General features: G+C 35.3%; 27 protein-coding genes and 4 pseudogenes. 7 read left to right on the plus strand and 24 right to left on the minus strand.

Annotated features, from left to right (window positions below; all coding sequences use genetic code 11):
- Positions 1-156: 156 nt before the first annotated feature.
- From CIL03_RS09880 to CIL03_RS09945, 14 genes are all read right to left on the minus strand, one after another.
- Entirely contained in the window at positions 157-948 is a 792-nt protein-coding gene (locus tag CIL03_RS09880; RefSeq protein ID WP_338061885.1) for an MFS transporter, read from the minus strand.
- 317 nt (positions 949-1265) lie between these two features.
- A complete protein-coding gene (copZ, locus tag CIL03_RS09885; protein WP_094885697.1) occupies positions 1266-1475 on the minus strand; it encodes a copper chaperone CopZ in 210 nt (69 codons plus the stop codon).
- A 32-nt stretch (positions 1476-1507) separates the two neighbouring features.
- Positions 1508-3892 carry a heavy metal translocating P-type ATPase gene (locus CIL03_RS09890; RefSeq protein WP_094885698.1) on the minus strand — a complete coding sequence of 795 codons (2385 nt, stop codon included), beginning with the start codon at positions 3890-3892 and terminating at the stop codon, positions 1508-1510.
- Positions 3893-3905: 13 nt separating this feature from the next.
- Entirely contained in the window at positions 3906-4208 is a 303-nt protein-coding gene (locus CIL03_RS09895; protein ID WP_094885699.1) for a metal-sensing transcriptional repressor, read from the minus strand.
- 77 nt (positions 4209-4285) lie between these two features.
- Complete coding sequence (locus CIL03_RS09900; protein WP_094885700.1) at positions 4286-4903, minus strand: nitrite reductase; 618 nt, start codon at positions 4901-4903, stop codon at positions 4286-4288.
- A gap of 94 nt (positions 4904-4997) precedes the next feature.
- The gene (locus tag CIL03_RS09905) at positions 4998-5276 is read right to left on the minus strand and encodes a glutaredoxin family protein (RefSeq protein ID WP_094885701.1); all 279 of its coding nucleotides are present in this window, start codon (positions 5274-5276) and stop codon (positions 4998-5000) included.
- Positions 5277-5567: 291 nt separating this feature from the next.
- Positions 5568-6179, minus strand: coding sequence for an SAM-dependent methyltransferase (locus tag CIL03_RS09910; protein WP_094885702.1), 612 nt, complete (start codon positions 6177-6179; stop codon positions 5568-5570).
- A 157-nt stretch (positions 6180-6336) separates the two neighbouring features.
- Positions 6337-7125 (minus strand): sulfite exporter TauE/SafE family protein, encoded by a 789-nt coding sequence (locus tag CIL03_RS09915; protein ID WP_094885703.1) that lies wholly within the window; start codon positions 7123-7125, stop codon positions 6337-6339.
- Positions 7126-7214: 89 nt separating this feature from the next.
- On the minus strand, positions 7215-8342 hold the full coding sequence (locus tag CIL03_RS09920) for an MBL fold metallo-hydrolase (protein ID WP_094885704.1): 1128 nt from the start codon (positions 8340-8342) through the stop codon (positions 7215-7217).
- 37 nt (positions 8343-8379) lie between these two features.
- A complete protein-coding gene (locus CIL03_RS09925; protein ID WP_094885705.1) occupies positions 8380-8775 on the minus strand; it encodes a DsrE/DsrF/DrsH-like family protein in 396 nt (131 codons plus the stop codon).
- A gap of 12 nt (positions 8776-8787) precedes the next feature.
- A complete protein-coding gene (locus CIL03_RS09930; protein WP_094885706.1) occupies positions 8788-9021 on the minus strand; it encodes a glutaredoxin family protein in 234 nt (77 codons plus the stop codon).
- Positions 9022-9094: 73 nt separating this feature from the next.
- Positions 9095-9391 carry a rhodanese-like domain-containing protein gene (locus CIL03_RS09935; RefSeq protein WP_094885707.1) on the minus strand — a complete coding sequence of 99 codons (297 nt, stop codon included), beginning with the start codon at positions 9389-9391 and terminating at the stop codon, positions 9095-9097.
- 46 nt (positions 9392-9437) lie between these two features.
- Positions 9438-9665, minus strand: coding sequence for a sulfurtransferase TusA family protein (locus CIL03_RS09940; RefSeq protein WP_094885708.1), 228 nt, complete (start codon positions 9663-9665; stop codon positions 9438-9440).
- A 76-nt stretch (positions 9666-9741) separates the two neighbouring features.
- Positions 9742-10002 carry a metal-sensitive transcriptional regulator gene (locus CIL03_RS09945; protein ID WP_094885709.1) on the minus strand — a complete coding sequence of 87 codons (261 nt, stop codon included), beginning with the start codon at positions 10000-10002 and terminating at the stop codon, positions 9742-9744.
- A gap of 201 nt (positions 10003-10203) precedes the next feature.
- On the opposite strand from CIL03_RS09945, the pseudogene CIL03_RS20095 reads away from it, so the two are divergent.
- From CIL03_RS20095 to CIL03_RS09965, 4 genes and pseudogenes are all read left to right on the plus strand, one after another.
- A pseudogene (locus CIL03_RS20095) lies at positions 10204-10317 on the plus strand (MBL fold metallo-hydrolase); the annotation flags it as partial.
- Positions 10318-10488: 171 nt separating this feature from the next.
- Positions 10489-12183 (plus strand): FAD-dependent oxidoreductase, encoded by a 1695-nt coding sequence (locus CIL03_RS09955; protein ID WP_094885710.1) that lies wholly within the window; start codon positions 10489-10491, stop codon positions 12181-12183.
- A gap of 117 nt (positions 12184-12300) precedes the next feature.
- On the plus strand, positions 12301-12660 hold the full coding sequence (locus tag CIL03_RS09960) for a rhodanese-like domain-containing protein (protein WP_094885711.1): 360 nt from the start codon (positions 12301-12303) through the stop codon (positions 12658-12660).
- A gap of 30 nt (positions 12661-12690) precedes the next feature.
- Positions 12691-12927: a glutaredoxin family protein gene (locus CIL03_RS09965; RefSeq protein ID WP_094885712.1), complete on the plus strand. Its 237-nt coding sequence runs from the start codon at positions 12691-12693 to the stop codon at positions 12925-12927.
- A gap of 53 nt (positions 12928-12980) precedes the next feature.
- Here the strand turns inward: CIL03_RS09965 and CIL03_RS09970 are convergent, their stop codons facing one another.
- The 9 genes and pseudogenes from CIL03_RS09970 to CIL03_RS10010 form a co-directional block, all read right to left on the minus strand.
- A complete protein-coding gene (locus tag CIL03_RS09970; protein ID WP_094885947.1) occupies positions 12981-14063 on the minus strand; it encodes a sensor histidine kinase in 1083 nt (360 codons plus the stop codon).
- Positions 14056-14739 (minus strand): response regulator transcription factor, encoded by a 684-nt coding sequence (locus tag CIL03_RS09975; protein WP_094885713.1) that lies wholly within the window; start codon positions 14737-14739, stop codon positions 14056-14058. The genes CIL03_RS09970 and CIL03_RS09975 overlap by 8 nt, the downstream gene beginning before the upstream one ends.
- A 40-nt stretch (positions 14740-14779) precedes the next feature.
- Positions 14780-15394: a peroxiredoxin family protein gene (locus tag CIL03_RS09980; RefSeq protein WP_094885714.1), complete on the minus strand. Its 615-nt coding sequence runs from the start codon at positions 15392-15394 to the stop codon at positions 14780-14782.
- Positions 15395-15448: 54 nt separating this feature from the next.
- A complete protein-coding gene (locus CIL03_RS09985; RefSeq protein ID WP_240508045.1) occupies positions 15449-16018 on the minus strand; it encodes an SCO family protein in 570 nt (189 codons plus the stop codon).
- Between the two features lie 129 nt (positions 16019-16147).
- Positions 16148-16735: pseudogene (locus tag CIL03_RS09990) on the minus strand (TlpA family protein disulfide reductase).
- Between the two features lie 17 nt (positions 16736-16752).
- Positions 16753-17511, minus strand: coding sequence for a cytochrome c biogenesis CcdA family protein (locus CIL03_RS09995; protein WP_094885716.1), 759 nt, complete (start codon positions 17509-17511; stop codon positions 16753-16755).
- Complete coding sequence (locus CIL03_RS10000) at positions 17498-18157, minus strand: hypothetical protein (protein WP_094885717.1); 660 nt, start codon at positions 18155-18157, stop codon at positions 17498-17500. Before CIL03_RS10000 ends, CIL03_RS09995 begins: the two co-directional genes overlap by 14 nt.
- 1078 nt (positions 18158-19235) lie before the next feature.
- Complete coding sequence (locus CIL03_RS10005) at positions 19236-20153, minus strand: anti sigma factor C-terminal domain-containing protein (RefSeq protein ID WP_165767928.1); 918 nt, start codon at positions 20151-20153, stop codon at positions 19236-19238.
- Positions 20137-20646 (minus strand): RNA polymerase sigma factor, encoded by a 510-nt coding sequence (locus CIL03_RS10010; RefSeq protein WP_094885719.1) that lies wholly within the window; start codon positions 20644-20646, stop codon positions 20137-20139. The genes CIL03_RS10005 and CIL03_RS10010 overlap by 17 nt, the downstream gene beginning before the upstream one ends.
- 331 nt (positions 20647-20977) lie before the next feature.
- Here CIL03_RS10010 and CIL03_RS10015 point away from each other — a divergent pair, with 331 nt between their 5' ends.
- Complete coding sequence (locus tag CIL03_RS10015) at positions 20978-21574, plus strand: hypothetical protein (RefSeq protein WP_094885720.1); 597 nt, start codon at positions 20978-20980, stop codon at positions 21572-21574.
- A 321-nt stretch (positions 21575-21895) separates the two neighbouring features.
- On the opposite strand, the pseudogene CIL03_RS20100 reads toward CIL03_RS10015, so the two are convergent.
- Positions 21896-22102 (minus strand): annotated as a pseudogene (locus CIL03_RS20100) (IS66 family transposase); the annotation flags it as partial.
- Positions 22103-22143: 41 nt separating this feature from the next.
- On the opposite strand from CIL03_RS20100, the pseudogene CIL03_RS20105 reads away from it, so the two are divergent.
- Both CIL03_RS20105 and CIL03_RS10030 read left to right on the plus strand, forming a co-directional pair.
- Positions 22144-22310, plus strand: a pseudogene (locus CIL03_RS20105) (group II intron reverse transcriptase/maturase); the annotation flags it as partial.
- Between the two features lie 469 nt (positions 22311-22779).
- Positions 22780-24045, plus strand: a complete 1266-nt coding sequence (locus tag CIL03_RS10030) for a helix-turn-helix transcriptional regulator (protein ID WP_094885721.1) — start codon at positions 22780-22782, stop codon at positions 24043-24045.
- The last annotated feature ends 4 nt before the right edge of the window (positions 24046-24049 follow it).

Here is a 24049-nt window from a genome sequence, read left to right on the forward strand (position 1 = left end):
TATCACGGGTGAGTTAAATGGATAGATTTGGGATAATTATGTTATTTTAAGGTAGCAGAAGTATGAGAACTTGTTTCGAAGGTAACTGTCAATTTACAGGATATGGAAAAAATGAGGAGATTAACTAAAATTTTTTATTTATGAGATTGCAAGAAGCTAGGCGTTTGTTATTAGCGGAGTCACCAGGTGTGCTGGAATACCAACACAAACGAGAATTGCCCAAAAAGCTTTTGTTTTTTTAGCTTCACCTAAAGTCCAATCCTCCGCGGCTTCTTTCACCACAGAGGTGCCAATCAGAGGTTTAAATTTCTCTGTATTTTGTGTTCCTAGTCCATCAGGTTCAAGTCCCATATCCTCTGGTTTATTACGCACCCCAAATAGAGCAATTGGTACAAATACAAGCAGTAATATTACTCCCCAAAACTGCCAAGCAAACCGCCAATCCCATGTGTTGATCATCCAAGTATTAATAATCGGGAACACCATTGCACTGATGAAACTACCCAATGTCATAATACTGAATGCCAACCCTCTTTTTTTAATAAACCATTGCGCTACCAACGTATTGGGTATAAGGGTCATACTCCCCTGTCCAAGCAAGCGAATAAGAAAAAATCCAAGAGCAAGCATCCAAATACTGGAGACAGTACTATTCCAAAAACAAGCGATGGCAAATAAGGTTCCAATTGTAACCATCATAATTCGTTGACCGAATCGATCTATAAACCTGCCAACAAATATCATTATAAGTCCTGCAGCCAATGTAGCAGCAGAATAAATACCAGACACCTGTGATCGTGACCAGCCAAACTCTAATATGTACGCATCGATGAAGGCTGAATTCGAATAAGTCTGGCCGGGTCCAGAGAAAAATACCCCTAATCCGGCTATAATGACAATGAACCATCCATAGTAGAATCTGCCAAAGAATAATTTTGTTTTAGTCATGATTCACCTCTTTGCTTATGATAATGTTTTATTGATTAATAAAAAATAAATGAAATATAACACTAAGGCTACATATAGTTAATTTCCTGAAAAACTTAACTAGGTTGTTTCTATGAAACTATACTAGCATCAGTCATACCTTTGTCAAACTAATACATTTTATAAAAGAGATTTTAAAGTGAGTTGTCACAGAAGTGTTATGTAGAATAATTTTAAGTGCTAGAAGGTTTTGAGAATATGGAGAATCAATTCTTAAAAGAAGTAAAAAGCTGATTCCCTGTACAGGAAATGTACAGGAAACCAGCTTCCTTTTATATTTAGGCTACAACATCATAACCTTGATCTTCAACAGCTTCTTTCATATTTTCCAATGAAGCTTTTGTTTCATCATAAGTAACTTCTACTTTACCAGAGTTCAAATCAACTTCTACAGCAGATACTCCTTCTAACCCATTAAGTGCGCCCTCTACTGACATTTTGCAGTGGCCGCATGTCATTCCTTTAACATCTAAAGTTTTAGTTTGCATTTTTGTCACCTCCTTTAAAGTTGCAGAAAAAATTATATCTTAACTCGCTTTAAACGAAGTGAGTTAGAAACAACACTTACCGAACTCAATGCCATTGCTGCACCAGCAACCCATGGTGCCAGTAATCCGATTGCTGCAACCGGGATTCCTGCTGTATTGTAGCCGAATGCCCAGAATAGGTTTTGGCGGATATTTTTAATTGTTGCATGACTGATTTTAATGGCTTTCGGAATGAGCAATAGTTCCCCACCAAGAATCGTTACATCGGCCGCTTCAATTGCCACTTCTGTTCCTGTACCAATTGCAATTCCAATATCGGCAATTGCTAATGCCGGGGCATCATTTACCCCATCCCCAACCATTGCAACCTTTTTACCTTGTAACTGAATCTCTTTTACTTTATCAGCTTTTTCTTCAGGTAAAACTTGGGCTATTACTTGGTCAATGCCAACTTGTTTCGCAATAGCTTGAGCTGTTCTTTCATTATCCCCTGTTAACATGATCACTTCTAAGCCTTGTTCTTGTAACTCTTTAATTGCTTGTGGTGCTGTTTCTTTAATCGTATCTGCAACGGCAATAATTCCGCGATACTTTCCATCAACAGCAATTAACATTGCTGTTTTGCCTTCCACTTCGTAATCGATCATTTCTTGTTCCGCGCCACCAACATCGATTTGGTGATCTTGCATTAATTTTCGATTTCCAACGAGAATGTTATTGCCCGAAATCTTAACTTCGATACCGTGGCCAGGTATCGCATTGAAATCATCTACTTCAACTAAATCAATATCTTTTTCTGTTGCATAGGCAACGATTGCTTCTGCAAGTGGATGCTCTGAGCCTTTTTCAGCACTTGCTAGTAACTGTAATGTTTCCTCATCACCTGTAAAGCTTGTAACTTCAGGTTTTCCTTTTGTGATTGTTCCCGTTTTATCTAACACGATTGCATTTAATGCATGTGTACGCTCGAGATGTTCTCCACCTTTAAAAAGAATTCCATTCTCTGCAGCCTTTCCTGTACCAACCATAATTGAAGTTGGTGTTGCAAGTCCTAAAGCACATGGACATGCAATAACAAGAACAGCTATTGCTGCAACTAAAGCAGGTTCAAATTGACCAGGCTGGACAAACATGACCCAAACGGTGAATGTAAGAATTGCAATCACTACAACGATCGGTACAAAATAGCCGGAAATAACATCGGCTAATCGTTGGATTGGTGCTTTCGATCCTTGTGCATCCTCAACTACTTTCACAATCGATGCAAGGGCTGTATCTTTACCTACTTTTGTTGCTTCCATTTCAATCGAGCCATTTTTATTGATCGTTGAGCCGATTAACCCAGAGTCTACTTCCTTTTCAATTGGAATGGATTCCCCTGTAATCATCGATTCATCTACAGATGTTCTTCCCTTTACTATCATACCATCTACTGGTATTTTCTCCCCTGGTTTTACAACTAACTTATCACCAACGACAACTTCTTCTACTGGAATCATAGTTTCTACGCCATTTCTTATAATGCGAGCTTCTTTTGCCTGTAAATTAAGCAAAGAGGATAGTGCATTCGTTGTCTGGCTTTTTGCTCTAGCTTCCAAATACTTACCAAATAAAATCAACGTGATTAATACAGCACTTGTTTCAAAATACAAATGCGGTTCGTACGCTTGATTGCCAATCGTCTTAATTGCTTCATATAAACTATAGAAATAAGCAGCACTTGTACCTAATGCAACAAGCACATCCATGTTCGCTCCACCGCTCTTCAGGTTCTTATATGCACCAACATAAAATTGCCATCCGATGATAAATTGAACGGGTGTTGCTAAAGCAAATTGGAACCATGGATTCATGAATATATCCGGTATCGTCATATTAAATAAATGTACCAGCATGGTTACTAATAGCGGTGCAGCTAACACGGCCGAAATAATTAATTTTGTCTTCATATTTTTAATTGCTTTTTCTTTATGTGTTTGCTTTTCCGCTGCTTCAGCTTTAGGTTTCGCGTCATAACCCAAATTTTTGATTTTATCAATGATTGATTTCGTATCTGTGAGTCCTGGATTATATTCCAGGGATGCAGTTTCTGTTGTTAAGTTTACAGCTGCAAATTTAACCCCTTCTTGCTTATTCAATACCTTTTCAATCCGGGTTGAACAGGCAGCACAGGTCATTCCAAATACATCTAATTCCGTTTTTTCCATTAAAACGCCGTAGCCGACATTTTCGATTTTTTTCGTAATATCTTCAATGGAAGTTTTTCCTGAATCAAAGTCTACGGTTGCCTTTTCCGTTGTTAAATTAACTTGGGCTTCGACACCATCCATTTTATTTAATACTTTTTCAACACGAGTAGAACAAGCAGCACAGGTCATTCCTGTTATACCTAGTGTTGCATGATTTGTTTCGCTCACAACAGATCCCCCCTTATTTAGAAAACTGTTTTAATACACTCATTAATTCCTCAATCGTTTCTTCACCTTCACCTTGTTTAATCGCATCACTGACACAATGGTTTATATGTCGTTCAGTGATAGAGAAACCTGTATTTTTTAATGCAGATTGAATTGCGCTAATTTGTACTAAAATATCTACACAATATCGATCTTCTTCCACCATTTTCTGTATTCCACGAACTTGACCTTCTATTCGTTTTAAACGGTTAATTACTTTTTCCTTTTCATCTTGTGTTCTTGGTTTACTCGGGTGATCATGTAAGAATTTATCCAAATGAATCACTTCCTTTTCTGTTATACTTATACTATACCCCCATACGGTATAGATGTCAATGAATAAGTTTCTCTTTATTAACTAATCAATTGCTCTTTACCTACTCTCTTCCAAAACTTATAGAATGTCTCCCGTTTTTTACCCTCTTGTGAATAAATAGTAATGATCTGATCTACGGTATTGTACAATTCTTCTGGTTTTAAGTTTTCTTTCAGCAAGAAACCAACCTCGGCGTCTTTTCCTTTTGCTTTCCCACCAACATATAAATTATAGTGATCTTTATATTTCATCACTCCGATGTCACTTAACATTGGTTCACCGCAGCCAATAATGCAACCTGTATAAGCAACCTTTAAGGTAAAGGGTACCGGTTTTCCTGCAATACGCCGGTTTAATTCTTTTGCTACCGGCATCCCTTCTCGTTCTTCTCCTTTGCAAAAATTGCAGGTTCTCAAACTTTTTACGAAGTTTCCTACTGGATAACATGCCAACCCAACACTTTCAAATTCAGCAATGATTTCTTCTTTTCTATTCTCCGGAATTTCTATATATAGTTGCTGAAAGGTTGTTAATTCCAACTCCTCATCTTCATTCATATACTTTGAAAGTGTCATCAGTTGTTTAGCGTTTAGTTTTGCACCAAATGCTATTCCTCCATTTACCGCGATTTTGACTTTTTTAGCACCAGTCTCCATATTTATTTCCCCCTCTAATTACATTTACCATACCCCTGAGCGGTATTAATTAATTTAAAAAAATTTATCAAAATATCAGGCCTTATAGAGTGACCTATCCTACATTTAACAGCTTCTTGATTTCATCTTTATTTCTCTCGAACCCTATCATGCTTTTTGATTTTTTCACCAAACCCAAAAGAGATGAATGCGAAAACACGAGTCCAGGCACGATTCTATTTCCTGTTATTTTTATAAGATCCTTTTCTTTTAATGGTTGTTTTGCTAAATCATATTGCTTGTGCGGAATCTGATGATCTTTCAAGAATTGTTTCAAGTCTTGGCAATCTGAACAAGTAGGTCTAGTGTATATTTCCAGATGATATTTAGCCATTTCTCAAATTTACCTCCTTTAGTAAGTAAACATTACTTATTTTTTAACTCATCTTCACTTTACCATACCCCTGTAAGGTATTGTCAAGGTAAAAAGTTTTTTATCTTCTACGATAAGGTCGTCATAGACTCCAAAATGATTGCTGGATCTTATTTCTCTAACTTTTACTTACACCCCCATACGGTATGTCAATGCCTACTATTTTATTAATGAAGCGAGAAAAAATCGAAGACCGCTTATCGAAAAAATAAAAAAACCATGTCTTAATAACATGGTTTTTCAGAATTTTACTTATTCTGTTTCTTTTTTAGGTTTTTGACCAACAAATTGGATCACATGCGCCAGTCCAGTATGGAGCTCTCCTTCATGACGAGCAACTTCCCCCATAAAGAAGTGAACAATACGCCAATCAGCAAAGGTTTTCAAAAATTCTTCCGGTTTGTATAAGAAATCCAGATTCTGTGGTCCACCACTTTTATAAGGAATCTGGTAAGGTGAATACACCTCAGTTAGAAAATAACCACCAGGCTTTACAGCATCTTTTACACCTTCAAGTGTTTTCTGCCTAAGTTCTGACGGGAAATGACCGAAGACACATACAATTTCATCCCATTTATCTTTACTCCAGTTAGCTTCGTTTAAATCTACGAGTTCAGTGGAGACGTCTACACCACGTTCTTTTGCGAGCTTATTAGTTTTTACGAGCCCTGATTCCGCAAAATCCCATGTCGTAACTTTCATCCCCTGCTCAGCTAGGTAAACCGCATTACGCCCTTCTCCTTCAGCTATCGCCAAAGCATCACCAGAAATGTTCATCTTCTTATGAAATTCCTCCAAAAAAGCATTCGGTTCCTTCCCGTAAACATAATTTTCTGTTTGAAAGCGTGTATTCCATTTGTTCATCTTAATCATCCTCTTCTTATTGCCGTGGTAATCTCATTAAATCAATATTATCACGGGGTAAAAATTCTTACAGAAATAGGTAATAAAAAATTACTAATCTTACCTATATTCCTGCCCCATTTTTTGAAAATCCTCCTCTAACATGAACACCTGTTTATTAATTAGTAGTAACTAATACATCTATCCAAATCTTCACTGCTGTTGCAAATATTAGTATGGCTAACATCACCCGTAACACTTTTGTATTTAATTTTTTCCCTACCGTGACCCCCAGTGGTGCTGCAATTAAACTAGCAACCACCATGATCACTGAAGGTATTAATTGCACTTGTCCAGTTGACAATTTCCCGGCTATGGCGCCTATTGATGAAATAAGTGTTATTGCTAAGGAAGAAGCTATCGTCACTCTTGTAGGTATTTTTAAAACAGTTAGCATGATTGGTACTAGCAAAAATGCGCCTCCTGCACCAACAATACCTGCGCCTATCCCAACTATTAATGCAAGTAATGCGGCAAGTGATTTGTTAAACTCTATTTGCTGGGAGGGTATGTCATCAAGTCCTTTCTTTGGTATAAACATCATGATGACTGCAAGGAATGCTAAAATTCCATAAACGACATTGATTCCACTTTCAGGCATTTGTGTAGAGCCAAATCCCCCAATAAAACTACCTATCAAAATACTGATACCCATATAAGCAATTAATTTTTTATTTAAAAATCCACCTTTACGATATGCAAGAACACCGCCAATCGTCGCAAAGAATACTTGAATTGCAGTTATTCCTGACACTTCATAGGCTGTAAATTGGGCAATACCAAGTACTGCAGGGATATAAAGCAGCATCGGAAAATTAATAATGGCTCCGCCTATTCCTAACATTCCCGATAAGAATGAGCCTATCAATCCTATTAAGAAGATGGTTATAATAAAACCTATATCCATTTTGCTCCTCCCCAAAAAGGGAACCTGCTTTGGCTCCCTCGTTGATTACCTGAAATACTTGTAAAAGGTTTCATTATCATCTGATTGCTTTACCGAACCGCGCAACGATTTGGTCCAATTTCCATTTCACGCTGTTTCTCTGTATCAGGGTCAATTTTTCCCATATTTATTTCCCGAATTTCTTGATATGCATTTGGTTGTGGCGGTAAGTTGTCAGTCACCAGTTTTCTAAATGCATTTTCATCTTCAATATTTAGCCCATGATTTGTTTCAAAAAGCGTACTTAATTTTTTTGATACACTACCATCTGCATTTAATTCATCGATAATCGTAAAGTGTCCTGGTAAAACGATTAGTTCCCCAGATAATTCTTTGTATCTCGTATATAGACTTTCTCTTAAATCTCCAACCCAATCTTCTGCTAACCCAGCTAAGTCCGGTCTTCCAATTGAATCAATAAATAAGATATCGCCTGTTAGTAAGAACTTTTCGTCCACAACAAATGATGTTGATCCAATAGTGTGACCAGGAGAATATAATGCATGCATATTTATAGAAGTATTACCAATTGCCATTTCACTTTCATCTTCTAAGGCTTGGTAATCAAACGTTACTTCTGCGGCATCTTTCGGTGGGAGCCAGTAGCTTGCATTCGTTTTCTCAGCGAGTTTTCTTCCACCAGAAATATGATCTGCATGCAGATGTGTATCAAATACATGGGTGATTTTTGCTCCAATTCGATTTGCAAATTCAAGATAGATGTTAATCATTCTTGATGCATCAATAACGGCAGCCTCACCATTTGAAACAACCACATAAGACAAGCACCCCTTACCAATTCGTACAAACTGATAAATTTCTCCACCATCTTTTAGATCCCCAACTTTAACAGGTTCTAAATGTTCACTCCAAGCGTTCATTCCACCTTCCAGGGAAGAAACAGAAAGTCCAGCCTCTGAAAGCATCTCTGCAACCATAATAGATGAACGCCCTTTTGCACAAACAATGAGTACATCTTTATCAGAAGGAATTTTATCCAAAATCCCTTCCACACCATCCAGCAAATCAAAGTATGGAACATTTAGATAATCAAAGTTTTCGCCTTCAATTTTCCAATCTGCGAAATCACTTGCATTACGAACATCTAAAATAAATAGCTCTTCTTTGTTAAATATCTTTTCCGTTAACTCTTTTGCAGTCATTGTATTCACAGTCATACTCCTACCCCCTATGGTATATTTTTTGTAAAAAAAATTAAAATGTCAATGTTACATCTGCGTCCTTAGCAAACTCTAAAAATGTTACAGCTCCACCTACTTCTACGCCATCTATAAAAGATTCTTTCTCTAATACCATCACATCCATTGTCATTTGACAGCCAATAAATGTAACTCCCATTTCCTTTGCCATTGCAACCATTTCCGGGATGGCAGGAACATTGGATTTCGCAAATCCTTCTGCGAAATGTTCTTTTCCTTCCGGCATTGGAAGTTGCTGATACGCCTCTTTATGAATTAAGTTTAATCCTTCAAATGTAAAGAAAATAGCTACTTCTTGATATGTTGCAGCGGCTGCAGTTGCGATATTAAACACTTTGTATGCATCAAATAATCCACCATTGCTTGCGATAATTGCTACTTTTTTATTCATTAATTCTTCCTCCTAATTTTTTAATGCCTTCATGATATTATCTCGATCATAGCCTACAATCCATTGACCATTAACCTCAGTCTGAGGTACTCCCAATTGTCCCGTTGTATTCACAAGCCTTTGCATAATTTCAGGTTTTGTTTCAACATTGACTTCCTTAAATGATATATTCTGTTCTGATAAAAAGTTTTTTAACATGACACAATACGGGCATTGAGTTGTTGTATAAACTGTTACTGAATTCATTTTCAAATCTCTCCTTATTATTAAAAGTAAAATTTCTACTTAATACCTCTACAGGTATTAAAATGACTAAAAATTAGCATACTTCACCTTTCCAGGAAAGCATTCCACCTTGCATATTAATTACGTTATATCCTTGGTTATCAAGAAATTCTGCAGCACGGCCACTCCTTCCACCAGAACGGCAAACCATGATATATTTCTCTGATTTATCTAATTCATCTATGCGAGACTCAACGTGTCCTAATGGAATGTTAACAGCTCCCGGAATTTTCCCATCAGCTACTTCATCGACTTCACGCACATCGATGATATTTAACGCCTTTCCTTTATTTACTAAAGACTCCACTTCTTTTGCAGTTATTTCTGTCATAAATATCCCCCATATCTTAAACCTATCAAATAATTAATTTACAATATCAGCCTTTTTTTATCCAAAACTTTAATACATCGTTATCTGCCTCGTGTTCCAAAAGCTTGTGCCCTCCTGATCTTGCCCATGCTGTAAGGTCACTTTTAGCTCCTTTATCTGTTGCATGTATTTCCAGTACCTGACCTGTTTCAAGCTCGTTCATTGCCTTTTTTGTTTTGACGACCGGCATTGGACATGTTAGTCCTTTTGCATCCAGTAGTTTATTTGACTTCATTTTTATTCCTCCATTCATTATTTACCTCTACCCCTATGGGTATGCTATCAGGATAAAAAAAGAGTGTCAACCTTTTTTATCTGCTTTTCACAAGCAGGTTGACAGCTTCTTTAATCAACTCATCTGTGCTTTCTCCATCTTTTTCAGCTTCTAATACACACTCAACTAAGTTTGAACTTACAATCACACCTGTTGTTCGGTCAACTGCTGAACGAATAGCTGACAACTGCGTTATAACATCTTTACAATCTTTGTTTTCTTCCATCATTTTTAAAACCCCTCGAAGCTGCCCTTCCATCCGTTTTACTCTATTTTTAATTTGATCATTGTATTCCATAGGAATTCTCCTTTCCTTGCTATTCATAATATCACAGATAATCCTATATTATACCCTTACAGGTATATTGTCAATATTGGCGACTGAACCTGCCTCTACAATATTAGTGTATTTATTTGAAATCCTCCATTTTTATTGATGTATTCTACTTAATTACAATCGACAATTTATAATTTGCATGCTTGTTTAAGTCTTCCAAAAGATATTTTACAAGAAGATACCGTCTTTGAAGGTATAAAATTAACAAAAACAAAAGGTAAGCATGGAAGGGGAGAACTTGTAGAACTTGCTGGTAAAGTATGTGACATTTCTTATTGCAAAACTATTGACAGCCTACCCAAGGGGGTATATTGTGGTATTTGTAAACGAATTACGATACGTTTTATTTTTTTAAATGATTATATACCCTATGGGGTAAATTTTAATAATAAATGATCAATTATCTAGTTGGCATGGTGTAATTAAATAGGAAAAGGAGTGTCATTTATGGGAAAGAGAGTATTAATTATTGGTGGGGTTGCTGGTGGTGCGTCTGTTGCTGCCAGAGTTAGAAGATTAGATGAAAATGCAGAAATTATCATGTTTGAAAAAGGGCCACATGTATCTTTTTCAAACTGTTCCTTACCCTATCATCTAAGTGGAATTGTGGAAGATAGTCAGAAACTAGTATTAATGGATCCAGATATTTTTAAAAGCCGATACAATATTGAGGCAAGAGTAAATCAAGAGGTAGTAAAAATTAACCGGGACAAGCAAACAATCACTGTCAAAGATTTGATTGCAGATCGAACTTACGAGGAACATTATGATAAATTAGTTCTTTCACCTGGGGCTACACCTATCCGCCCGAACCTGGAAGGTACCAATAATTCCAATGTGTTTACAGTTCGTAATGTGGTTGATATCGAGAATATGAATCTCTTTGTAAATCAAACTGGCGTTAAAGATATTGCGGTAATTGGTGGAGGTTTTATCGGCGTTGAGGTTGCTGAGAACCTTAGACTAGCGGGATATAATGTATCTTTAGTAGAATTTGCTAACCAAGTCATGGCACCTTTTGATTACGATATGGCCCAAATCCTTCATAAAGAAATGGTTGATCAAGGTGTCGATCTTATTTTAGATGATGGGTTAGCAAAAATTGATGATGGCTATGTGGAAACAAATTCTGGCAGAAAGATCAAGGCGGAGACAGTGGTTTTAGCTATTGGTGTGAGGCCTGAAACCTTTTTAGCTGAAGAATCCGGTCTTGAAATTGGTAATACTGGCGCAATTAAAGTTGATCATAACTATTTAACAAACGATAAAAATATTTATGCTGTTGGGGATGCAATTGAAGTGTATCATCGATTATTGCACAAACCCACAAGATTAGTACTTGCAGGACCAGCTCAGAAGCAAGCCAGAGCCGCTGCGGACCATATGTATGGAATTCCAAATAGAAACCAGGGTGTTATCGGTTCATCATCCATCCATCTTTTTGATTTGAATGCAGCTTCAACTGGTTTAAATGCGAGAACAGCAGAACAAGCTGGTATTCCACAAGATTCCATTTATGTCATGCCTGGAGATAAAGTAGGATTAATGCCAAATAGTAATCCGATGCATTTTAAATTAGTATATGAGTATCCAACCGGCAGAATTTTAGGTGCACAAGCAATTGGAAAAGGTAATGTAGATAAGCGGATTGATGTCATTGCGACTATAATTACGATGAATGGAACATTGGAAGACTTAAAAGACCTTGAATTAACTTATTCTCCCATGTTAGGAACAGCAAAAGATGTTGTTAATCATGCAGCATTAGTAGCTTCAAATCAATTGGAAGGCCGATATAAAGAAGTGAAAGTTTCCGAGGTTCGTGAATTAGTAGAAAAAAATGCCTTCATCATTGATGCCCGGGAAAATGAAGAATATGAGGCTGGTCACTTAAAATATGCAGTAAACATCCCATTGAGTGAATTCAGGGATAGATTAAATGAAATCCCTAAAAGTGAGCCTGTATATATTCACTGCCGTTCAGGTCAACGAAGCTATAATATGGTTATGGCTTTAAATAACTTAGGATATGACAATGTATACAACATTTCTGGCTCCTATTTAGGTATAAATCTGTATGAATACTTTAATGATTTGGTTACCGAAAGAGATAAAATTGTAACAGATTATAATTTTAAATAATGACGGTTATTATGGGAAAGGGCTCAAGGGACGTTTCTAATGAGATTCCTAAATCCTTTCTCGCAACTGAAGTCATACCCATGCTGGTATATAGAATTTATAAAAAGGAATGATAAAATGGATAATATACAATGGATCTTTATTATATTAATTGCAGCATTCGTAATAAGTCGTTTCATGCCAACAAAAGGTGTTACAAATATAACCGTTCAAGAAGCTAAAAATAAATTCTCGGATAAAAAAGTTCAATTTATCGATGTTCGTACACCGGGCGAATATAAGACAAATCATACTCCACAATTTAAAAATATCCCATTATTTGAATTGGCCAAGAAGATTGATAAACTTGATAAAAATAAAGAGGTTGTTGTCATTTGTCAAAGTGGTATGAGAAGTGCAAAAGCCGCAAAACTATTGAAAAAGCAAGGTTTTGAAAAGATTAATAATGTAAAAGGCGGTATGAGTGCCTGGTATTAGAATGAAATTATTGAAAAAGGGGTAGTATCAATGAATAAATCCGCAACAATATATACATCAGCTTTATGCCCAGTATGTGGAATGGTGAAAACTTTTCTAGATTCCTTTGAAGTACCCTATAAAGAAGTGAATGTGGATATGAATCCCATTGCAATGCTTAAACTAATTGGGAAAACAAAAAAATTATCTGTTCCACAAACCAATATAAACGGTAAATGGATTTCTGGGTTTAATCCCGAAAAAATGTTTCAAGTAATAAATGATTAAAGGAAAAAAAGTATATTTCATCATGCTGTCCAGATCTACTTGACAGCATGATTTTATTTAGAAAGCGGTAATGTAAACCAGAATATGTGGTTATCACCTTCTGAACTAAATCCAATTCTTCCATTATGATGTTCGATCAGTTCTTTTGAAATGGCAAGTCCAAGTCCTGAGCCGCCTGTTTCTCGGTTTCTAGAGGGGTCAACACGATAAAAGCGCTCAAAGATTTTCTCTTGTTCAGCTATTGGAATTGCTTGACCTGGACCGGTGACAGTAAACCTATATTCCGACTTAAGATTTTCTCCTTTTAACATGATCGGTCCTGACCCATGATAGTAACGAATGGCATTATCAAGCAAATTCGTAACAACTTGAGAAACACCTCCATTGTAAACATTTACTTTTCCAGATTCTATTTGAACGTTGACAGAAATACCTGCTTTCTTTAATGACCAACGAAACATCTCTACTGCTTGCTCTACTAACACCTGCATATCTACCAGTTCTTTTTCATAAAAATTTTGTTTTGATACATAATCCCATTCTTTCAATTGTTCAAGCTGTTCAACCATGTTGATAATTCTTTCCGTTTCCTCGTGAAGCGATTGATAAAGTTTAGGATCACCTTCAATAACTTCATTGGTCAATGCATTTAGGTAACCATTTAAATTTGATAAGGGGGTTCGAAATTCATGTGATAAATTGGATACAAGCTTATTTCTGTTTTGATGATTATTTTTCAGTTGCTGTACCAGTTCATTAAAATTAGCAATCAGCTGCCCTACCTCGTCCTCGGTTTTCACTTCAATCGGACTGGGATATTGCCCCTTCTTCATCGTTTTGGTAGAATCTATCAATCGTCTTATTGGGCGGATCATTTTTCTTGTTAAATAAAAGTGAATCAGACTACCTATTACTATTGCAGAAACACTGAATATCAATAAATAAAGAAAAAGTGTTGAATTAAACTGTTCTTGTTTTTGATTATTCATTGTCCCCATTCCGTCAACTAAATAACAAGCTGTATGATAAATTGCCAAGCTGCTTATTACGATAAAAGAGGCAACAACAAATATATTAAGAAATGTTAAACGCCATAGAAATCGTTTTGGTAACAATGACTTTCCATGTTTATTCATTAACAAATTTATACCCCATTCCCCGAACAGTACGAATTCTTTTTGGTGATGCAGGACTTTCTTCAATTTTTTCTCTAAGTTTTTTTATATGGGCATCGATTGTACGATCCAGAACCGTTCTGTCAGCATAAGGATACAGTTGATCAATTAAGTGCTCTCTTGAAAAAACTATGTTAGGACTTTTCATGAGATGATAAAGCAGGTTGAATTCATGTTTGGTCAAATTCAGTTGTTTGTCATATAGTAGAACCTCCCCTTTTCTCGGTTTAATACATAATCCGTCAAAGACAACCTTTTGACAGAATTGCCCTGTTCGTCGTAATACAGCCTCTACGTGAGCGATAAGTTCATTCGGATCAAACGGTTTCGTCAAATAATCATCTGCACCGATTTTCAATCCGTTTATTTTTTCTTCTATACGAGCTTTGGCAGAAAGCATAATAATGGATATCTCGCCCTGTTCCTGTTCACGGACCCACTTACAATATTCCTCTCCACTTAATTTTGGGAGCATTAAATCGAGAATAATTAAACATGGGTGGTATTTTAAAAAAGCTTCCTTTGCCGCCATCCCGTCAGCAGCCTGGACTACATCATATCCGGCTTTTTCCAAATAAATCGTTATAAGGTTACGGATCATGTTATCATCTTCTACAACTAATACGGTTTGCTTCATCTTGGGTCACCTCTTTTCTTATTGTATGTAAATACAGAGGCTATTTCATCTTTTCGAACTCCTGCACCATTAATTCATAATTTATTGCGCCAAAAGCCTTATATTGAATGATTCCATTTGAGTCAATCATAAAGGAAGTTGGGATTGGGCGTATACCATAATTAGTAGCTACTTCAATTTCCTCATCTAATAATATAGGAAACGTTAAGTTAAATTCGTTCACAAAATTTTGTACCTGTTGTGCATTTGGCTCCGTTTCCGTTAAATTGACAGCCAGGATAACAACATCTTTAGCTTGATGGAACTTCTCCATGTCTGGCATTTCGGCACGGCACGGCGGACACCAGGTAGCCCAAAAATTAGCAATGACACGTTGACCCAAATAGTCTGATAATTTAACGGTTTCACCTGCTAATGTCTGAAGTTGGAAGTCTGGAGCCATATCTCCTACGTTTAACCCAACAGTGGCTTCCGTTGCAGTTTCGCTTTTTTCATTAACTGCTGTCTCTATCCCCTGATTACTGACAAATCTAGATTCTTCTTGCTCAGACACCTCATTATCCGGAGCTTCCGAATCATTTGCTTGAAAAGTCAGATCATACACTGCCCATCCAACCATCCCAATTAAAACAACAATAATTATCGCTTTTTTCATTAATATATCACCTGCCATTTTAAATTAGATAATGCCAACCATTGGTGCTATTACTCAAGATACCGCCTTCAAGTCATCAATAATTACATCTAATTCCTTTGGATCTGTACCAGAATATCGTTTAATTACTTCCCCCTCCGGATTCACTAAAAAGAAGCTCGTACCATGCATTACCTGATTAGATCCTTCTGGCGGCTTTTCCAGAGCAGACTGGAATGATTTTATCGATAACTCCTTGATTGTTAGAAACTCATAACCTGTTAAAAATGACCAGTTGCTTAGGTCGGCCTGATAACTCTCTGCATACTCCTGCAACACTTTAGGTGTATCGTATTCAGGATCCACGCTAAATGAAACAAGCTGAACATCTAGATTTTCTTGGTTGATTTTATCCTGAAGCTTTGACATATTGGTTGTCATCGGCAGGCAGACAGTCGTACAATTTGTAAAAATAAAATCTGCTACCCACCATTTCCTTTCTAAATCTTTAAGTGCCAGTGATTCATTATCCTGCGTAGTAAACTCAAAATCCTGCACATCTCTTGACATATTTGTTTCAATCTCTTCCCCGCACGCAGCTAGAAAAAGCATAAAAACAAACATCATTAATAATAAGCGCTTCACCCTTATTCAGTTCCTTTCCTATCTAAAAATTTGCTTTAGCATAATTATTGCCATTCCCACATTTATAAATCCTATTTCCTGATAGAAATACTAAAATGAACTATTTAAATAGTGGTTAAAATTTAACAGCTATTCAATCATTTCCAGTTGTTGAACCATAAGATCATAATTCATTGCACCCATTGCAGAGAATTGAATATGACCATTTGAATCAACCATATAGGAGGTCGGATATGCCCCAACCTGATAGGTAGTAGCGAGTTCAGAGTTTGTGTCCATTAACACGGGAAAAGTCATTTCAAAGTCTTCTACAAATTGGGCAACTTTTTCTTTGCTTTCCTCTGATTCTGTCAAATTGATTGCTAAAATCTCCACATCTTTATTATCATAAAGTTTTTGCAAGTCGGGGATTTCCGCCCTTTATAGTGGACACCAGGTAGCCCAAAAGTTGATTATAACTCGTGTCCCTCTAAAATCAGATAAACGTACGGTTTCTCTCTTCAATGTCTCCAATTCAAAATCAGGAGCTATCTGCCCTAATGCAAGTCCAATCTCTTCAGACTCTGTGACTTCATCTTCATCATCACTTTGTGGTGGAGAAGTAATCATTCCCCCCTGCTCTTCTTCAATGGCGGTTTCACTAGTTGAACTTGTAAAATCATATACAGTCCACCCAAACATTCCGACTACAATCACGATGAGAATTGTCTTTTTCATTGATTACCACCCCCAAATTAACCTAATTTTGCTAACCATGTATCTTGTACTAATTCAAGCAGAAATGCTGTAATACGCGGCATTAATCCGAAAAATAAAACCAATCCCATGATAATCATAATAACTGCGCCCATCTTCATAATTATCTGGCTATGCCTAACAATCCATTTCGTCGATCCAAGATAAAAAGTCAAAATAAAAAACGGCAAGGAAAATCCGATAACATACATAACTGTATAAAATACACCTTGGCCAGGGTTACTTGCAGCCAGAAGTAATATAGATCCAAAAATTGGGCCTATACACGGGGTCCACCCCGCAGCGAATCCAAGGCCAATAAAGAATGTTCCCAAATAGCCCGCTGGCTTTTTGGAATAACGAAAACGTTTTTCTTTCATTAATGTTGGAATGCTAATCCAGCCTGCAACAAATAGCCCCATAATAATGATGAAAATCCCTGCGATTCGTTGAATAAATAACCAGGAATCACCAAGCAGTAAATCTTGAGCCCATTGTCCCAAAAACGATGCGCTGGCACCCAGGCTGATAAAGACCAGCGAAACCGCAAGTAAAAAAAATAAGGAATGGCTTAATAATTGACGACGAATTTGAGTATTCTTAGTCCCTTGTAATTCCTTCACACTAATTCCAGTAATATATGACATATACGCTGGAAAAATTGGCAGAACACAGGGTGACAAGAAAGATAACGCCCCTGCACCAACCGCTAAAAACATCCCTACAATTAACATTGTATCTGCTTCAATTCCACCCATTACAATCCTTCTTTCTTTGTTGATATATGATTGTTGATAAACTTATGATGAAAAACAAACTCACAAACCATGGTGCCATGATATAACCGAATACTGTAGCAAATGGCTGAATATAGGACAATAATAAAATGCCTGCTGAGAATCCGATTAACATCACGATTATTACTTTACTGACAGGTACACGGTCACGAATAAGTAGGTATAATACAAGGAGGACAGTAAATAGACCTAAGTTTCCGAGTGAATATGTATTGTTATTCCAAACAAGTTGAATAAACTCATACAAAAATGACGCAACTAAAAAGACTGATAAAAAAGATTCTATAAGCAGAAAAACATCTATTTCCTTTCGTTTCGACTTATAAATAAGTACAATAGCACTAAACAATAAAGCTATGGAAAAAGCATCTGAATCACTTGGGTAAGCTAATATTGCTAATGGATCTTTTATGAATATGAAAACATTCAATATGATTTTTCCAAGCCAAATAAAGATAATGAAATTAATAAGTTGTGCAACCATTTCTTCAATGAGTAATTTCCTTTTTTTTCTTGACAAGTCACTCACTAGATAAAAGAAAATAAGTCCTGCGGCTATACTTATAACAATAATACCAATTGACATTATTTTATCTACTGTCGCCATTTCGCATTTTTTCCTCCGTTCCATTACCCTGCAAACAATACAATACATAGACAATGTGAAAATTTGATGAAAATAACGCCATTTATAGATAGTTAAAATGTGGCAATCTAAGATGTAAGTGAAAACTACAATTTTAAGTAAGATAAAATGGATAATTTTTTTGCGACTAGTGGGAGCCTAGGTTCAAAAAGTAAAACTAACTATGTGAAGGATAATCAGATTCGTAAAAGAGGAGAATGCGATTAGAACTATAAATCTACGTACATTGGTTATATTGTTTTTATCTAAACTTGCACATGTTTATTCTGCAGAGAAAATGAAGGATAGAAAGTCATAATATAATAAAAGACCGGCCATGCAGGTACATGGAACGGTCTAATGTGTAAAAGCATTTCAAGGGGGCAGCTCACACTTTCTGAGTTAAAAGTAACCGACCCAAATGCTTGCTATGTACTTTTCTTGTTGTGACAGACAGTATAACTACAATTAAGGTTCCGAAAGAGATCAGCAGAGCCAATGCTTTGAACATTTTTCAGATTACGTAAACCATCAAAATTAATACCAAAAATTTGTTTAAATATGATTGATTTGACTACGAAATGGCACAAATACGGCACAAACGCTTTTTCAAAGAAAAAACCCTTGCCACAAACACTATTGTGACAAGGGTTTAAATAGTTTATCCAATTGAACCTTCCATCTCATACTTGATTAATTTGTGTTTTCAAAACATCTTTTATAATGGTCTAAAGCCGATAGAATCAGTGTTTTAACGTTTAGTCTTTTCAAAGCTTTTTATAGTTTTTCAATTTTAGTCGGCACAAAATCGGCACGTGGCTTAAACTGCAATACTCACCTGTACCCCTTGTTTATCGAGGGGTACTTATTTAAGTTTCCAATCAGATTTGAATCGTGAGCTCTTCTTTACCATATACGTTCTCACTGTTAGGTAAATCTTGTTCCAATATATCGTCATGAACTTTTCTATAAAGGGATAGTATCAGAAAAATACATTAACTTTGTAAATTTGCATTTTCCTGACGCTACACCATAGATTACTTATTTTTTAACCAATACTTTAATATTTGTCTATTGTTACACCAATTACAGAAGTTCTTATTATATCTATTTCTAGGAATCTCTCCAATTCACTTGGTGTCCCGCTTATTATTGCCCCACTTATAGGATATTCAGTCTCAGTAGACTTGTTCTCAAAAAACTCCTGGTTCCAATACGGATAATCTTCAGAAACGGAAAAGCCATAAGCCCCTTCCCCATGTAATACATGGAAAAAGTCTGTTTCATTAAATTGTAATTCGGTGAAGGCTTTGGCATTGGATTTATCTAGCCATAACCATTCAACATTCCTAGCTCCTATCGCCTTTCCTACTTCTTCTACTGTCATTGCTCTTTCAAACGACAGTGCAACCTCTATTAACGTATTTTTATCTAAACCTGCTGCAATTTCTAATTCTTGGGGTAAACTATTGTACCCGATATGAGGGTAATAGAAGTCAATCATTCTTTCGTTATTTAAGTGATTAAATCTAACAGTTCTTTTATTATTACTAGTAGAAAAGACTTCAACTTTTTCGGTATTTGTTTTTTTTACTTTACCAATAGCAGGGTACACCTTAGTTATACTTTCCCACGGAATCATTCTATCTCCTAATTTTTTATAATACGTTATCTTTCCTTCCGCACTTAGTAATCCATAGGAAATACTTGTATCAAAATCTACAATTCCAGCTCCTTTAACCGGAGTACCATGGACTTGCTCAGCTATTCTTGCAATATCTTGTTCTAGCTTTTTATTAATAAGAGTATGGCTGCCGAACTGTATGATAATGAAAAACACAGAAACCGTTAGAAAAGAAATAAGAATATAAAGTGAAATTTGTTTTAATTTAGTTTTTTTAACAGTCTTTTGAAATCTAGCACTGCTCACAAAATCCTTCTTTTCATTCTCTCCTGATAAATTATTTCCCTTTTTCATAATATGCCTCCTCATATAATTTCATAAATTTTTTTCTTGCTCGAAATAAATTATTCTTAATTGTACTATTGCTCATGCCTAGTACCTTGGAGATTTCAGCATAGGATAAATTAGACTGATATTTTAACAGCAAGAGTTCAGCATACAAAGGCTTCAATCTGAGTAGTAATTTGTTGAATTCATCTATCCGTTCTTTTGCTAAGAGAATCATCTCTGGTAGATCCGAGCTTTCTTCTTCGTTAATCTTTTCATCAAAGTTAAATATGTACTTTTTATTCTTTCGACACTGATCATAGTAATAATTAATTGAAACACGAATTAGCCAGTTTCGAACATTAGGTGATTTAATAGAGTCGACGTATCGGAGGTATCTGTATGCTGCTTCTTGAACTGCATCTTCGGCATCAGTGTGCGGAACTCCTTTACTCAATAAATATCGGTAGACTATATTCAACTCATTATTCATTTTCTCAAATAATATTTCTTTTGACATTGTCCTCCCCCTGTATATATTAAGACGTTTGAGTTGGCGAAAAGTTTAAAATTATATAATTTAAACTTTATTTAGTTACAATTTTAGAGCTTACTAATTGAGATATAAATATTATTTTTGCTAAATAGGGAAAAATAATATTTTCCTCAAAACTAATTCAATTTCGAAGGAAAATATACTTTTTCTTTTAATCAGAGGAAAATTTTCATAAAATTGGCTACTACCTTATAAGTAGCCATATTCAGAGCTATTATCCCAATATTGTAAATAAAATTTATAATTGTTAAAATACTCCTTGATTGAATTTATTTTAACAAAAGGGGGCAATAAAATGAAAAAATCATTGTTTTTTGTAGTATTCATTAGTCTAGTGTTTTTTGCAACTACTGTTTCAGCAGAAGAAATTAGTAAAGATAGTAAAAGTGAAGTTCAACAAGATATTATAGTAGATCCTTCTTGGGAGTTAATAGAGGTTTCGGTAGATGAAGAAACTGGTACCATGGTTGAAATATACCATGAAAAAATGACAGGTTATTCATTGATAGACATAATGAATAATGGACGATGGGACTGGGTTGCTAATTCATATTGGAATACTGATGGAATGACAGTGAATGCTAACTTAAACACCCAAGACAAGGTTGTTAAATCAACAGGTGGAGATTTTATGATTTCAGTGTATCCTCACCAAGTAGTTCCATATGGAGCACCTGATGCAGGAATGCGATTACAAATGTATGAAAAAGACACTTTTGGTTCAGACAAAGTTGGAGGTGAAAAAATTGCTTCCCCTAATCAACAATTCGCAGTGCATGTGATATACCGGGGTATTGGCGGCTATGTTGATGGTGGAGAAGCTGAGTTTTTTGTGAAATATGGTGTCAATTATCATTCACCAGACGATTTTCTTGTAGTTTATTCCGATTAAACATCTTAGTTGTGACCAAGAGTATGGCACAAAACCTTGTAAATAAAAACAATAATAATGATACCTATAATAATGAATATATTGAAGGCACCTAAACATTAAATATCTTAATAGAATCGGAATACAAAATATTTGTTAAAGGTAAACGTCAAATAGTCCACATCTACTTTTAGTTGTGGACTATTATTATGATTTCTTTGAAACCAGACATTCTTTTGAATAGTCGGCGACCATGGTAGGAGTTAATCTAGCTTAGTTTAATCCATTGTATCAATATTGGGAAGCTCTTCAAATTAATATTTAAGCTAATTAAATGGATTTCAATCCATTTTCTTTTGCCGTCTCTACAATAATATGATTGCGCTGGACTTAGCTTCCTTTGAAGTATTGCTAAAAAGCCAGTTTTTCCTTCCAATAATAAACGAGTTAATTGATCGTTCTGCACGGTTGTTATCAATTTCTAAACGGCCACTCTCCAAAACGCCACTAAACGATCCCATTGATTTGACAATATTTAATTGCTTGCCCCTTCTTTTATATATAACTTTCATTAATGAGTCGATTCTCACGGGGCTTATGAGCTAATGCCTATCCGAAGAGTCAAAATCCCGAAACCTGATGGCGGTGTTCGGTTATTTGGTATTCCCACCGTGACAGACTGTTTGATTCAACAAGCCGTTGCCCTAGTATTATCGAAGATCCGATGTTCCTCGAACATAGTTATAGCCTTTGCCCAAAACATGAACCAGTTTCCGACTATTTGCTGTCGTATGCTTTGTATAGGCATCTTATATACTCCATGGCTCCCTTTATTCTGTTCTACATTAATAGAAAGGTTTTATTTGGTTTTACTACATCGTGACCAAATAATCTATGGGAAGCATATAATAAATCATTAGAAACTCCCATCTGCCCTTGATAAATGAAGGGTGACTCAAAATATTTGTCACATACTACCCAGTTGCCTTTAATTAGGTTAGGGAGGACCGCGCTGTACATATAGCATCGTACTTTTTTAAGGCTCCTCTTATTAACTAAATGGAAAGTTGAATATTTCCATTTTCCACGAAAATTTTCTTGTAATATAATGTTTTTGATTAAATTTCCATTTATTTATTCATATATTGAAAAATGAGGTATATTGCCCTTATTTAATTAGATATAATGTCCCATTTCTTTTATAATAAGTAAAAAGGAGGGTAGTAATGGAAAGCAACATAGGAAAAATCATAAAATATTATAGATTACAATCGAAAATGACACAATCCGAGCTGTCAAAAGGTATTGTTTCCGTTTCACACTTATCCAAAATAGAAAATAGTAAAATTATACCTACTGAAGAAACAATTAGCTTACTTAATGAGAAACTGAAAATTGATAATCAAATAGCTAAAAATGCTGAGATAACAAAATTAATTCAGGAATGGTTTATATATTTATTAAATGGAGATAAGCAAAATTCTAGTAAAGTTTTTAATAGAATATTTATTAAAAATGAACCCATCATAAATATGCAACCCGTAACGTTAATTGAAATACATAAACTACGTTACTTTTTATTATTAAGTCAAACCAAAAAAGCTGAAGAGCAGTATAAATACCTCCTGAAGATATCTAAAAATCTCACAGAACTAGAAAGATATTATTGGTTGAAGTTCTCCGGAAATTATTATTTTTCTCAGTTATCATATAAAAATGCTCTTATTTCATTCCAAAAAGCAGAAAAATATTTAAATAGGCATATTGAAGTTTCTAGTGAAGAGTTTAATGATCTGTTTTATGCTATTGCATTAGCTGCTAGTAAAATAAGGAAAGTACATATTACATTGGTGTACTCAAATAAAGCACTTATTTATTACCAGAATAAATATAATATGAAAAGGTGTGCGGAGTGTCATATATTGCTAGGAATTTCATATCAACGGATCAATGAGTTCGATAAAGCAATGGAAAATTATGAACTAGCATCTACTATAGCAAGTGGTACAAATAATAAAGATATACTTAAACTGTGTTACCAAAATTTAGGTAAATTGAATTCGTTAAGGAATAATTCAAATAAAGCTATTGAATATTTTCATAAAAGTTTTCAGCTCAGATTAAATAATGCGGCTATCAAAAAAATAGTACCAGTATCTAGCTTGATGAAAGAATATTATCATTCAAATGATATAGCCAATGCAAATAAATGGTTATTAGAAGGTCTTAACTTAACTGATGCATTAAAACAATCAGACTCAGTTTATATCTACGAATTTAAAGTATTTAATCATTTGATTAATGGTACTGATGATGCCTTAGAGTCATTAATAACCAAAAAAATATTACCTTTTCTAGAGGAAAAGCAACTGAATTATGAAAAGGTATATTATTTAAAAACTCTTGCTAATTATTATTTTAATAATAGAAAATACAAGTTGTCTGCTATTTACTACAACTATGCAAATAATGTTTTATCTAAAACATATTAAAATA

This window comes from Virgibacillus indicus, assembly GCF_002266285.1.
In the GTDB taxonomy this organism is placed as follows: Bacteria; Bacillota; Bacilli; order Bacillales; family Amphibacillaceae; genus Virgibacillus_K; species Virgibacillus_K indicus.